Origin of the sequence: Rhodovarius lipocyclicus, assembly GCF_009900765.1 — a bacterium.
GTDB lineage: Bacteria > Pseudomonadota > Alphaproteobacteria > Acetobacterales > Acetobacteraceae > Rhodovarius > Rhodovarius lipocyclicus.
The window spans coordinates 1-13,069 of the sequence record NZ_JAAABL010000068.1 but is presented as its reverse complement, the minus strand read 5'-3'; the positions used below and the strand labels follow the sequence as shown (position 1 = coordinate 13,069).

8 protein-coding genes and 1 pseudogene are annotated in these 13,069 nt (G+C 69.9%); all 9 read right to left on the bottom strand.

The features are described 5' to 3' along the window. Window positions 1–140: 140 nt before the first annotated feature. Window positions 141–2,684: an LPS-assembly protein LptD gene (locus GT007_RS21255; protein ID WP_160123677.1), complete on the bottom strand. Its 2,544-nt coding sequence runs from the start codon at window positions 2,682–2,684 to the stop codon at window positions 141–143. A gap of 9 nt (window positions 2,685–2,693) precedes the next feature. Beyond that, window positions 2,694–3,818, bottom strand: coding sequence for an LPS export ABC transporter permease LptG (lptG, locus tag GT007_RS21250; protein ID WP_160123676.1), 1,125 nt, complete (start codon window positions 3,816–3,818; stop codon window positions 2,694–2,696). Then, window positions 3,815–4,972 carry an LPS export ABC transporter permease LptF gene (gene lptF / locus GT007_RS21245; RefSeq protein ID WP_160123675.1) on the bottom strand — a complete coding sequence of 386 codons (1,158 nt, stop codon included), beginning with the start codon at window positions 4,970–4,972 and terminating at the stop codon, window positions 3,815–3,817. The genes lptG and lptF overlap by 4 nt, the downstream gene beginning before the upstream one ends. 21 nt (window positions 4,973–4,993) lie before the next feature. Continuing rightward, a complete protein-coding gene (locus GT007_RS21240; RefSeq protein ID WP_160123674.1) occupies window positions 4,994–5,635 on the bottom strand; it encodes a trypsin-like peptidase domain-containing protein in 642 nt (213 codons plus the stop codon). A gap of 40 nt (window positions 5,636–5,675) precedes the next feature. Next, the gene (locus GT007_RS21235; RefSeq protein ID WP_160123673.1) at window positions 5,676–7,097 is read right to left on the bottom strand and encodes an FAD-binding oxidoreductase; all 1,422 of its coding nucleotides are present in this window, start codon (window positions 7,095–7,097) and stop codon (window positions 5,676–5,678) included. A gap of 71 nt (window positions 7,098–7,168) precedes the next feature. Beyond that, on the bottom strand, window positions 7,169–8,308 hold the full coding sequence (gene dnaJ, locus GT007_RS21230; protein ID WP_160123672.1) for a molecular chaperone DnaJ: 1,140 nt from the start codon (window positions 8,306–8,308) through the stop codon (window positions 7,169–7,171). Between the two features lie 84 nt (window positions 8,309–8,392). Continuing rightward, on the bottom strand, window positions 8,393–10,288 hold the full coding sequence (gene dnaK / locus GT007_RS21225; RefSeq protein ID WP_201452000.1) for a molecular chaperone DnaK: 1,896 nt from the start codon (window positions 10,286–10,288) through the stop codon (window positions 8,393–8,395). 277 nt (window positions 10,289–10,565) lie between these two features. Then, the gene (ftsH, locus tag GT007_RS21220) at window positions 10,566–12,497 is read right to left on the bottom strand and encodes an ATP-dependent zinc metalloprotease FtsH (protein ID WP_160123671.1); all 1,932 of its coding nucleotides are present in this window, start codon (window positions 12,495–12,497) and stop codon (window positions 10,566–10,568) included. Between the two features lie 75 nt (window positions 12,498–12,572). Then, window positions 12,573–13,069: pseudogene (locus GT007_RS21215) on the bottom strand (tRNA lysidine(34) synthetase TilS); the annotation flags it as partial.

Here is a 13,069-nt window from a genome sequence, read left to right as displayed (position 1 = left end):
GGCAGGTGTTCTTCTCGCGATTTCCTCTCGCCACACTCGACCTCAGGGACGAAACACCCCATCTCAAAACCGTCAGGGATGTCTCCGTACACCTGTCAAACATCTCTCCAGTCTGAACAGGGGGCAACGCCCCCGAGGCGCTACAGCGCCCGGAACCCGTATTCGCCCAGGGTTTTGAAGCCGATGCGGAACAGCAGCATGGTGTTGCCCGCATAGTCCTGCAGGGTGTTGGCATCCCGCGCGAAGCGCCGCACGAAGCGGCCCTCGATGATGAAGCACTCATCCTCGTAACCGGCCGAGCCCTGGATCAGCGCCGGGCGGCCCAGATCCAGGTCGTAGCGGATGGAGGCATTGACGCGCCACTGCGCGCCGTTGGTCTGGCGCAGCGTGGCGGAGACACCGCCCAGCACCTCGTTGCGGGTGCGCAGCGGCGTCAGGAAGGCCTGCGGCGTGCTGTACAGATAGCCGCCATAGAAGCTCAGGCTGTCCAGCGGGCCCACATTCCGCTGCGTCACATTGGCGGTGTAGTCGCTGAAGCGGTGCTGGCCGGTCTCGCCATCCGCGCGGCCGCGGGCGTGCAGATCCAGCCAGCTGGTGGGCATGAAGGACACCCTGCCCACCCAGTCGCTGGCCCGGCGTTCCAGCCCCGTGCCCGCCGCGAAGGTCGCGTCCCGGTGCAGCCGGTAGGACCGGCCGACGATGCCCTCCACCTGGCCGCCATTGGGGAAGTTCCAGGCGCCGCGCAGGGCGGCGTCGATGCGGGTGCCGCCTTCCTGCCGATCGCGGCCGGTGAAGCGGTTCAGGGAGAACAGGTTGGCGTCGGTGAACTCGAAATCGACGCTGTCCTCATTCGGCAGGCGGGTCTGGGCGCCGGTGTTGGGGCCGGTCACGATCTGCACGCGCGGCTCGATGGTCTGCTGGCCCCAGGCCCCGGCATCACGCACGAAGGGCATGCGCCAATCGGCCGCAACGCGGATATTGCCCGCCGCGTTGCCGCCATTGGCGTTGGGCAGGAAGATGGGGTCCAGCCCCTGCTTGTCCGCGTAATAGGCGCGCATGTCGCCTTGCACGCGGAAGTTCCACAGGCCGCCCAGCCCATCCGTGTCCCGCCGGTCCCAGCCGAGCCGGGTGGTCGCGCGCTGCGACCAGGCGCCGGAGGAGCGGGTGACGCCCAGCATGCCCACATCGCCATAGATCTGCCCGCCCAGGAACTGCTCGCGCGGGTAGTATTCGGCATGGGCGTTGGGGCCGATCACCGGCAGGCGGTCGTAATTGTCGCCGGCGCGCAGGCCCTGATAGACGCGCGCGTCGACGCGCACATAGCCCTCGGTGCCCCAGAACCCCTCGACATAGGCCTGGCTGGTCAGCACGCGGCGGAAGTCGAAGCGGTAGGTGCGCAGATACAGCTCGCTGGTGGCGCGGTTGATCTCGAAGCCGGTCCGCCAGTTCTCGTCGATGTTGAAGCGGCCGCGGGAATACAGGTGGCCCGCGAATTCCTCACGCCCACGCGTGTCCGTGCCGTTGAAATAGCCGGCGCTGGCCTGCAGCTGGAATTCGCCGGTGTTGAAGCGGCGGCGGTACTCGATGCCCAGATTGGGCGATTGCCGGGTGGAGACGAGCGGCGAGAAGGTGATGTCCTGGCTGCCGTCGATCGCCCAGAAATAGGGCAGCTGCACGAAGCCGCCCAGGAAGCGCGTCAGGCCCATGGTCGGGAACAGGAAGCCCGAGCTGCGGGGGTTCTGCGGATCGGGGTGCGAGAAGAAGGGCGAGTAGAGGACCGGCAGGCCCCACATCTCCAGCGCGGCGTCGCGATAGGAGATGCGCTGGGTGGCCGTGTCCTGCGTCGCCTGGCGGGCGCGCATCTGCCACAGCGGCGCGGCCGTGGGGTCGCGCTCGCAGCTTTTGCAGGAGGAATAGATGACGCGCGCCAGATCCGTCAGGGTCTGGTCGCGGCCGTCGTCGCTGCCGGCGACGGCGGCGGGCACGGTGATGCGGCGGGCGCCATTGGCGGCCATGCGGCCGCCGCCGGCCAGCAGGGCGCGCACATCGGTGAACACGCCCTCCCGGAAGCCGGGGCCGAGTTCGGCATCCTCGGCGAACATCACCTGGCCGTCGGCTTCCAGCAACTGCACATGGCCGCGCAGATGCGTGACGCCGGTCTCGCGGTTGTGGGTGAATTCGTCGGCGCGCACCACGCGCTCATTCTGCCAGGCCTCCACCCGGCCGCGCGCGGTCACGGTCGTGCGCTCACGGTCGTAATCGACCTCATCGGCGCTGAAGGTGACGGGGGCGTTGGGGTCCTGGCGGACCGGGCCCGCGGCCGGGGTGCCGGCGGTGCCGGCCGTCTGCCCCGGCGTCGTCTGCCCAGGCGTGGCCAGCGGGCGCAGGTTGCTGCCGCCCAGCGCGCCGCCCAGATCGCCCCCGAAGCCGGAGGGCAGGCCATTGTCATAGGCGGAGCGGCTGGTCTGCGCCTCCAGCGGGCCGCCCACGGCCAGCAGCAGGCCGAGCGCGGACAGCGGCAGCAGCGCATGGGGCAGATGGCCGCCCAGCTTGCGCAGCCGGGCCGCGATGCGCCGGCGTTCCCGCCGGCTGGCGAAGCGTGGCAACTCCGCCGGAACACTCCCCACCGGAGAGGCGTCGGCGGGCACGGGGCTCTGGCGCGGGCGGGCGGGCGGGGGCGGCATCAGGGTGGTTTACCCGTCCTCCAGGTGCAGCAACAGCCCCAAGGCCAGCAGCAAGCCCGCGATGGAGGGGGCCCAGGCCGCCAGCCACACCGGCAGGGCGCCGGATTCGCCGAATTCCGCCGTGATGCGGTCCAGCACGAACAGCGCGAAGCCGGCCGCGACACCCGCCGCCACCATCCGCGCGACGCCGCCCATGCGCGACGGCCGCATGGAGAATCCGGCCGCCACCAGCGCCATCGCCACCGACAGCGCGGGCACCGCCAGCAGGGACTGGAATTGCAGCCGGTGCCGCAGGGCCGAGAAGCCGGCCTGTTCCAGCACCGCGATGAAGCCCGGCAAGGCCCAGAAACTCAGCGTGTCCGGGGAGGCGAAGCTGTTCTCGATCCGGTCGGGCGTCAGCTCCGTCGGCAGGCTCATGCTGGCCGGCGGCAGGGATTGGCGGTCGGCGCCGAAGGTGATGGCCTCCGACAGCTCCCACCGGCCTGGGGCCAGGGTGGCGCGCGGGGCCTCGATGCGCGCCAACGGCCGGTCATGCGGCGACAGGCGCCAGATGCTCACATTCTCGAGAGTGAAGGACAGCCCCCGGCCGGAACTGAGCAGCCGGGTGGGCTGGCCCGCGATGATGGCGACACCGCCGGGCTCCATCCCCGAATCGGATTGCCGCAGCCACAGCCGCCCGCCGGCCAGCGCGGTGACGCCGCCGCCCGCGCGCAGGAAGGTGGCCTCCAGCCGCTCCGCGCGCGACAGCATGGCCGAGGAGATGGGCGAGACCGCCGTGATGGCCAGCCCGCCGAACAGCAGCGCCACCAGCACCGGCCCCATCAGGAAGCCCCAGGCCGAAACGCCGGCCGCGCGGGCCACGATCAGTTCAGAGCTGCGGGTCAGCCGCCAGAAGGCCAGGATGCCGCCCAGCAGGATGGCGAAGGGCAGGATCTGCATGCCCATGAACGGCAGGCGCAGCGCGGCGATGGTGGCCACCAGCGCGAAACCCGCATCGGGGCGGGTGGCCGCGCGGCGCAGCAGCTCGATGAAATCGAACAGGGAGACGAGCAGCGTCAGCGCCGCCAGCATCATGCCCGTTGCCGCCAGGAAGCGCCGGGCGACATAGAAGGTGAGGGTGCGGGCGAAGATCATGCCGCGGCCTCCTTCGCCGCGGAGGTTCCGGGCGGCGCGGGCGGCCGCCCGCGCAGGAAGGCGGGCGCGCCCGGCATGTCCGCCAGGATCCAGACCGAAACCAGGCCCGGCAGCACCGCGTGCAGCCAGATCAGGAACAGCAGCGAATTGGTGCGCGCGGCCGCGCTGGCGGCCACCAGCCCCAAGGCCAGGATGCCCACCGCCGCCGCACAGCCCACGAACAGCCGGAAGCCGCCGCCGTGGCGCTGGAACTGCCCGGTCAGCGCCACCGCCAGCCCCAGCAGCGCCAGCGAGATGGCGGTGATCGGGTTGCTCAGCCGCTGGTGCGCCTCCGCCCGGAAGCGCCTGCGGTCACGCAGGGAGACCCCGGGCTCGGGATGCAGCAGCTCGCTCATGGAGCGTTCCTGGGCGTTGCGGAAGCGCTCGCCCTCGCTGCGGGTGGCGCGCGCCAGGTCCACGCTGTTCTCGGCGAAGGACAGCACGTTCAGGCGCGGGCCATGCGCCCCCACCTCCAGCTGCTGGCGCTGGCCGTTCAGCAGCGTCACGCGCGGGCCGAGCGGGCCGGCGGTGATGCGCCCGGCCTCGGCCAGGATGGTCACGGGGGCCCCGCGCTCCCGCGCGTCATGCACCAGGATGCCGCGCAGCGTGCCGTCATTCTCCCGCGTGCGGGCATAGACCGTCAGGTCCCCGCCGACGGAGCTGAAGACGCCTTCCTGCAGCAGCAGGCCGGCCATCTGGTTGCGGATCTCGAACTGCCAGTCGCGGAAGGCGGCATGGCTGCGGGGCACGATCCACAGCGACAGCATGAAGCCCACCAGGGTGGCGATCAGCGCCACCCCCAGGGCCGGGCGCGACAATTGCCACTGCGACAGCCCCGCGGCCCGCATCACCACCAATTCGCGGTCGGAGCCCAGCCGCACATAGGTGAACAGCACCACCACGAAGGTGGTGATCGGCAGGATGACCGAGAAGAAGCTGGGCAGCAGCAGGCCCGTCAGCTCCAGGAACACCCAGAAGGAGAGGCCGCGGTCCAGCACCAGCTCGATGAAGCGGAGCGACTGGGTCAGCCAGACCAGGGCCGCGAGGCCAATGGTCACGGCGCCCAGGGAGACCAGGAGCTGGCGGAGGATATAGCTGTCGATGCGCGTGTACACCGGGGGTGTATAGCGCCGCTCTCAGCCGCCCGCCAGAAAGGCCCTGATGACGCTGGCGGGAACGATCCAGGCCGCCTGCGGATCATCCAGCGCGCGCTGGCTGACGATGCCGGCCAGGCAGCGGGTGGCGGCATCGAACACGCCGCCGCCCGATTCGCCCGGCTCCAGCCGCATGGGCAGCACGGCGTAGCGGCCGAAGCGCGGATCGGCCTCCAGCACCTCACCGCCCATGCGGGCGGTGGCGGTGCGGGCGCGGGTGGCCACGATCACGCGCTGGCCCGGGGTGGTGTCGGTGGCGCAGGGGGCGGCACCCTGGGGCGGGGCGCCCTGGGCGACCAGCAGCGCCAGATCGGCGCCGCCGCGATAGGCCAGCTCGCAATCCCGGCTATCCATCTCGGCTTCTCCGGCGCGCAGGCGGGCAGCGGGGCGGCCATCGGCGAGCGTGAGCGCCGTGAGGCGCGGGGGCACGCCGGGGCGGCCCAGGCGGCAGAAGCCCTCCGCGATGCCGGCATCGTCCAGCACATGGCTGGCCGAGAGCAGCCGGCCATCGGCCAGGCGCACGGCGGTGGCGCGGGCGCGTACGCCGGGACCGAATTCGGCGGTGACCGGCACGATCCAGCCGGAGGGCAGCGGGGAGCAGGCGGAGAGGAGCAGGGCCAGCAAGGCCAGGCGGGGAAATGCCCTTCCCCCTGCCGGCATCATCTCAGGGCAGCACCTTGCCCGGATTGAACAGCCCCTTCGGGTCCAGCGCCTTCTTGATGGCCTGCATGGCGGCGAGTTCCGCGCCGCCGCGCCAGCTTTCCATCATGTCGGTCTTGATGCGGCCGATGCCGTGCTCGGCGCTGAAGGAGCCGCCCAGCTCGCGCACCACCTCATTCACGCAATCCATGATGTCGTGGCTGCGTTCCAGGAAGGCCTTGGCGTCCATGTCCAGCGGCTGGGCCAGGTTCATGTGGATGTTGCCGTCGCCCATATGGCCGAACGGCACCGGGCGGCTGCCGGGGATCAGCGCGCGCAGCGCGTCGGAGGAACGGCGGATCATCTCCGGCACCTTGGAGACGGGCACCGAGACATCATTCTTCACACTGGCGCCGGCGAGCTTCTGGCCCTCCGGGTGTTCCTCCCGCAGGCGCCAGATCGCGGCGCGCTGGGCGCCCGATTCGGCGAGGGCGGCATCCAGCACCTCGCCCGCCTCCATCGCCTCGGCCAGCACTTCCTCCAGCAGGGCGCGCAGCTCGGCGCCGGGGCGGGAGGAGGCGAGGTCGATCAGCACGTAATGGCCCGCGCGCTGGGCCAGCGGCAGGGTGGCGCCGGGCACATGGTCCAGCACCAGGTGCATGGAACCGGCCGACATGTATTCGAAGGCACGCACCGCGCTCTCATCCCGGTCGCGGAAGCGGCGGAACAGGGACAGCGCGGCTTCCTCGTCCCGCACGGCGGCCAGGGCCACGGCTTCCTCGCGCGGCAGGGGGAACAGGCGCAGGGCGGCGGCGGTGATGAAGCCCAGCGTGCCCTCGGCGCCCACCAGCAGGTGGCGCAGGGCATAGCCGGTGTTGTCCTTGCGCAGGCGGCGCAGCCCGTTCCAGATCGTGCCGTCGGGCATCACGGCTTCCAGGCCCAGCATCAGCTCCCGCGCATTGCCATAGCGCACGGTGGTGTTGCCGCCCGCGTTGGTGGACAGCACGCCGCCGATCGTGGCGCTGCCCTCGGCGCCCAGCGAGAGCGGGAACAGCGCGCCCGCCTCCCGCGCCACATCCTGCGCGGTCTTCAGGATCACCCCGGCCTCGGCCACCATGGTCATGTCCATGGTGTCGATGGCGCGCACGCGGTTCATGCGCTGGGTGGAGATCACGATCTGACGGCCGCTGGCATCGGGCGTGGCGCCCGCCACCATGGAGGTGTTGCCCCCCTGCGGCACCATCGGCACGCCCGCGGCCACACAGGCCTTCACGCAATCGGACAGTTCCTGGGTGCTGGCGGGGCGCAGCACGGCCAGCGCCGCGCCGTCGCTGTACAGGTTCCGCCAATCGGTCAGGTAGGGGGCCATGTCGGACCCGCCGAGCAGGCCGGACGGCCCGACGATACGGGCCAGAGTGTCGAGGATGGAGGTGTTGATCGCGTTCATGCCAGGCGCTTCCCGAAGGACTTACCCTTCGGACGAGAAGGCCGGGCGGTCAAGCCTGGGAAGGCGGGGCGTTACCGCCCCAGCCCGTCCCAGAACTCCTTCACCTTGGCGAAGAAGCCTTCGCTTTCCGGCGAGGATTTGCCGCCCTTGACCGCCTCGGCCTCGAAGGCCTCCAGCAGTTCCTTCTGCTTCGCGGTCAGGTTCTGCGGCGTTTCCACCACCACCTGCACATACATGTCGCCGCGCTGGGTGCTGCGCAGCACCGACATGCCCTTGCCCCGCAGGCGGAAGCTGTTGCCGGTCTGGGTGCCGGAGGGGATGGTCACGCGCGAACGCCCGCCATCGATGCTTGGCACCTCGATATGCCCGCCGAGGGCCGCCTGCGTCATCCGCAGCGGCACGCGGACCAGGATATTGGCGCCCTCGCGCTGGAACAGGGCGTGCTGGCGCACCCCCACATCCACATACAGGTCGCCCGCCGGCGCGCCGCGCACGCCCGCCTCGCCCTCACCCGAAAGGCGGATGCGCGTGCCGTCCTCCACCCCCGCCGGGATGGTCACGTTCAGGGTGCGGTCGCGCTGCACGCGGCCCGCGCCCAGGCACACCTTGCAGGGATTCTTGATGGTGCGGCCGGTGCCGCCGCAGGTGTGGCAGGGGCGCTCCACCAGGAAGAAGCCCTGCTGGCTGCGGATCTTGCCCGCGCCCTGGCAGGTGGTGCAGGTGGCCATCTGCGGCTGGCCGCTCTCGGCGCCGCTGCCGTTGCACGCCTCGCACTGCACGGCGGAGGGCACGCGCAGCGTCTTCTTCACGCCGGCGAAGGCTTCCTCCAGCGTGATGGTGATTTCCTGGCGCAGATCGGCGCCACGGCCCGGCGAGCCGCCCCGGCCACGGCCGGTGAACTGGCCGAAGATGTCGGCGAACATGTCCTCGAAGCCGCCGCCGCCACCGAAACCGCCGCCGAAGCCGCCGGCGCCGCCAGGGCCGCCCTCGAAGGCGGCGTGGCCGAAGCGGTCATAGGCGGCGCGCTTCTCGGCATCCTTCAGGACGTCATAGGCCTCGTTCACTTCCTTGAACTGGGCCTCTGCCTTCGCATCACCCGGGTTGCGGTCCGGGTGCAGCTTCATGGCCAGCTTGCGATAGGCCTTCTTCAGCTCATCGTCATTGGCGCCCTTCTGGACGCCCAGAACCTCATAGAAATCACGCTTGGCCATACTTCACCCCACAGCGGCCCCCGCCGGGCCGTCGCCCCCAAAACCAGAAGCGCCCGGGCTTTGGACCCGGGCGCCTGCCTCACCTCAGTTCGGCTTCTTGGTCTTCGGGTCCACTTCCTCGAAGTCGGCGTCCACCACCTTGTCGTCCGGCTTCGCCTCGGGGGCGGGCTGTTCGGACTGGGCCTTGTACAGCACCTCGCCCACCTTCATGGAGGCCTGGCCCAGCGCCTCGGTCGCGGCGCGCAGGGCTTCCACGTCCTGGCCTTCCAGCGCGGTGCGGGCGGCGGCGATCGCCTGCTCGGCGGCGGTCTTCTCCGCTTCCGGCACCTTGCCTTCGTTGTCCTTCAGCGTCTTCTCGGTGCTGTGGACCAGGGCGTCGAGCTGGTTGCGGGCCTCCACCGTCTCACGGCGCGCCTTGTCGGCGGCGGAATTCGCCTCCGCATCCTTCACCATGCGCTCGATATCGGCCTCGGAGAGACCGCTGCGCGCCTGGATCTTGATGTTCTGCTCCTTGCCGGTCGCCTTGTCCTTCGCGCTGACGGAGACGATGCCGTTCGCGTCGATGTCGAAGGTCACCTCGATCTGCGGCACGCCGCGCGGGGCACCAGGAATGCCGGTCAGGTCGAACTGGCCCAGCATCTTGTTGTCCGCCGCCATCTCACGCTCGCCCTGGCTGACCTTGATGGTCACGGCCGACTGGTTGTCCTCGGCGGTGGAGAACACCTGGGACTTCTTCGTGGGGATGGTGGTGTTGCGGTCGATCAGGCGCGTGAACACGCCGCCCAGCGTCTCGATGCCGAGCGACAGCGGCGTCACGTCCAGCAGCAGCACGTCCTTGACGTCGCCCTTCAGCACGCCGCCCTGGATGGCGGCGCCGATGGCCACGACCTCGTCCGGGTTCACGTTGCGGGCGGGGTCCTTGCCGAAGAAGCCCTTCACCGCCTCGATCACCTTGGGCATGCGCGTCATGCCGCCGACCAGGATCACCTCGTCGATCTCGCCGGCGGTCAGGCCCGCATCCTTCAGCGCCTGCTTGCAGGGCTCGAGCGTGCGCTGCACCAGGTCATCGACCAGGGCTTCCAGCTTCGCGCGCGTCACCTGCAGCACCAGGTGCTTGGGGCCGGAGGCATCGGCGGTGATGAAGGGCAGGTTGATCTCGGTCTGCTTGGCGGAGGACAGCTCGATCTTCGCCTTCTCGGCGGCTTCCTTCAGGCGCTGCAGGGCCAGCTTGTCGCCGCGCAGGTCGATGCCGTTCTCTTTTTTGAACTCATCCGCCAGGTAGTCGATGATGCGCTGGTCGAAGTCCTCACCACCCAGGAAGGTGTCGCCGTTGGTGGACTTCACCTCGAACACGCCGTCGCCGATTTCCAGCACGGACACGTCGAAGGTGCCGCCACCCAGGTCATACACCGCGATGGTGCCGGTGTGCTTCTTGTCCATGCCATAGGCCAGGGCGGCGGCCGTCGGCTCGTTGATGATGCGCAGCACCTCGAGGCCCGCGATCGCGCCGGCTTCCTTGGTCGCCTGGCGCTGGGCGTCGTTGAAATAGGCGGGGACGGTGATGACGGCCTGCGTCACCTTCTCACCGAGGAAGGCCTCGGCGGTCTCCTTCATCTTGGTCAGCACATTGGCGCTGATCTGCTGCGGCGCGTAGGTCTGGCCGTTCACCTCGACCCAGGCATCCCCATTGGGGGCGGGCACGATGTGGAAGGGGGCCAGCGCCTTTTCCTTCTGCACCATGGCGTCGTCGATGCGGCGGCCGATCAGGCGCTTCACGGCGAACAGGGTGTTCAGCGGGTTGGTCACGGCCTGGCGCTTGGCGGCCTGGCCGACCAGACGCTCGCCGGACTTGGTGAAGGCGACCATGGAGGGGGTGGTGCGCGCGCCCTCGCTGTTCTCGATCACGCGGGGTTCCGCGCCGTCCATGATGGCCACGCAGGAATTGGTGGTGCCGAGGTCGATGCCGATAACTTTGCTCATCCGTCTATCTCCTGTTGCGGCGGCTTGGGGGCGGCCCTGGAAGGCGCCGCGCCTAGCCCCTCGCGGATGGTTCGAGTGGTATGGAACCCAGATATTCAGCACCGGGCCCCGGGGCAAGAGGGCAGACGCACAGCTGTGATGGAAAAGTCACTCTGTTGTGGCGGGGGCACTGTGCCGCCGGGGGGGGCCCTTGCATGAAAATGGCGCCCGGCCGGTCAAGGCGGGGCGCCACATCATGGGGTTCCGGGGGCCTTGCGGCCGCGATGCCGGGCGGGGTTCACCCGCCCGAGGGCTGCGGCGCGAAGCCGCCGGCATCCGGCCTGGGGTTCATCCGCCCGCCGCTGGTCGGCACCGAGCCCCGGCTGGAATGCGCCGGCTCATCGGGGCGGGAGCGCACGATCGGCTCGCCCTTCAGGATCTGCTTGATCTCGTCGCCCGAGAGCGTCTCGTATTCCAGCAGGGCCTGGGCCAACCGCTCCAGCTCGTCGCGGTTCTCGGTCAGGATCTTCTTGGCGCGGGCGTAGGAGGCATCGATGATCCCGCGGATCTCGCTGTCGATGGTCCGCGCGGTCTCCTCCGACAGGTTCTTGGACTGCGTCACGCTATGGCCCAGGAACACCTCCTGGCTGTTCTCGCCATAGGCGACCATGCCCAGCTTGTCGGACATGCCCCATTCCGTGACCATCATGCGGGCCTGGTTGGTGGCCATCTTGATGTCGCCGGAGGCACCGTTGGAGACCTTGTCGGCGCCGAAGACGATCTCCTCCGCGACGCGGCCGCCCATGGCCATGGCCAGCTCCGCCAGCATCTTGGATTTGTGCTTGGAGTAGCGGTCGCCGGCCGGCAGGGACATCACCAGGCCCAGCGCGCGGCCGCGCGGGATGATGGTGGCCTTGTGGACGGGGTCGCATTCTTCCTCATGCATCGCCACCAGCGCATGGCCGCCCTCGTGATAGGCGGTCATCTTCTTCTCGTCCTCGGACATGACGAGGCTGCGGCGCTCCGCACCCATCATCACCTTGTCCTTAGCGGCCTCGAACTCGGCCATGCCCACGGTGCGGCGGCCGGTGCGCGCGGCCAGCAGGGCGGCCTCGTTCACAAGGTTCGCCAGGTCGGCGCCCGAGAAGCCGGGCGTGCCACGGGCGATGATCTTGGGCTCCACGTCGGAAGCCAAGGGCACTTTCCGCATATGCACGCGGAGAATCTTCTCGCGGCCGTTCACGTCGGGGTTCGGCACCACCACCTGGCGGTCGAAGCGGCCCGGGCGCAGCAGCGCGGGGTCCAGCACGTCCGGCCGGTTGGTGGCCGCGATGATGATGACGCCCTCGTTGGATTCGAAGCCGTCCATCTCGACCAGCATCTGGTTCAGCGTCTGCTCGCGCTCATCGTTGCCGCCGCCCAGGCCCGCGCCACGATGGCGGCCCACGGCGTCGATCTCGTCGATGAAGATGATGCAGGGGGCGTTCTTCTTGCCCTGCTCGAACATATCACGGACCCGCGATGCGCCCACGCCCACGAACATCTCGACGAAGTCGGAGCCCGAGATGGTGAAGAAGGGCACATTCGCCTCGCCGGCGATGGAGCGCGCGAGCAGGGTCTTGCCGGTGCCCGGGGGGCCGACCAGCAGCACGCCCTTGGGGATCTTGCCGCCCAGGCGCTGGAACTTCTGCGGGTCACGCAGGAATTCCACGATCTCCTCCAGCTCGGACTTGGCTTCCTCGATGCCGGCCACGTCGTCGAAGGTGATGCGGCCCTGCTTTTCGGTCAGCAGCTTGGCGCGGGACTTGCCGAAGCCCATGGCCCGCCCGCCGCCGCCCTGCATCTGGCGCATGAAGAAGATCCAGACGCCGATCAGCAACAGCATCGGGAACCAGGAGATCAGGATCTGGAACAGCGGGTTCACGTCGCTCTCGACCGGGCGGGCGACCACACGGATGCCCTTTTCCGTCAGGCGCGCGACCATGCCGGGGTCCTGCGGCGCATAGGTGGCGAAGCTGCGGCCATCGGACAGGGTGCCGGTCACGTTCGGGCCCTGGATGGTCACGTCGCGCACGTGGCCGGCATTTACCTCATTCAGGAAATCGCTGTAGGCGACCTGCATCTGCACGCGGTTCGCTGTTCCGCCGGATGGCTGAAACAGGTTGAACAGCGCGACCAGCAGCAGCGCGACAATGACCCAAAGGGCGAGGTTCCGGCCAAAATTGCTCACAGGCGTCCCAATCCTTTGCCGGCAGAAGGCCAGCACCGTCCCTAACATAGGTCGAAATCGCCTAGGGTGAATGCCCTATTCGGCGGAAACCCCGAAAACCGCTGTGAGCGGCCCGCCAACGGGGCGGAAACTCAGCCCCGGAACGGGCGGCCCCCACCCCAGATGGGGCACGGCATACAATATTCCATCCCGCCACAGCGCCGGCAGCCCCGCGCGGACAGCGGCGGGCAGCGGCCCGTCCGGCCCCGGGCCGGCCGCCCCCAGGGTGCAGCCGGGCATGGCCCGGGCCAGATGCCAGCGCCCATCCCACCACGCCCCGGCCCCGGCGGGGATGGGGGGCGGCAACTGCCCGGGCTCCCGCAGCAGCCAGCCATCGGCCCGCCACCAGGCGCCGCCCAGCGTGCCCTGCCCGCGCGCCAGCAGCGCCTCCACCTCCGCCCGGGCGGGGGCATGGCGGGCACCGCCGACCACCCGCAGCAGCGCGGCCAGCAACGGGGCGTCCAGCAGCGCGGGGTTCACCCGGGCGGCGCCGCAGGGCAGCAGCGTCACGGCCCGGGCGGCGCGTTCAGCCA

Coding starts and splice junctions, on each gene's coding strand:
- GT007_RS21255 (WP_160123677.1), bottom strand. CDS start 2,684: ATGCCGCCCCCGCCCGCCCGCCCGCGCCAGAGCCCCGTGCCCGCCGAC.
- lptG (WP_160123676.1), bottom strand. CDS start 3,818: ATGATCTTCGCCCGCACCCTCACCTTCTATGTCGCCCGGCGCTTCCTG.
- GT007_RS21235 (WP_160123673.1), bottom strand. CDS start 7,097: ATGAACGCGATCAACACCTCCATCCTCGACACTCTGGCCCGTATCGTC.
- dnaJ (WP_160123672.1), bottom strand. CDS start 8,308: ATGGCCAAGCGTGATTTCTATGAGGTTCTGGGCGTCCAGAAGGGCGCC.
- dnaK (WP_201452000.1), bottom strand. CDS start 10,288: ATGAGCAAAGTTATCGGCATCGACCTCGGCACCACCAATTCCTGCGTG.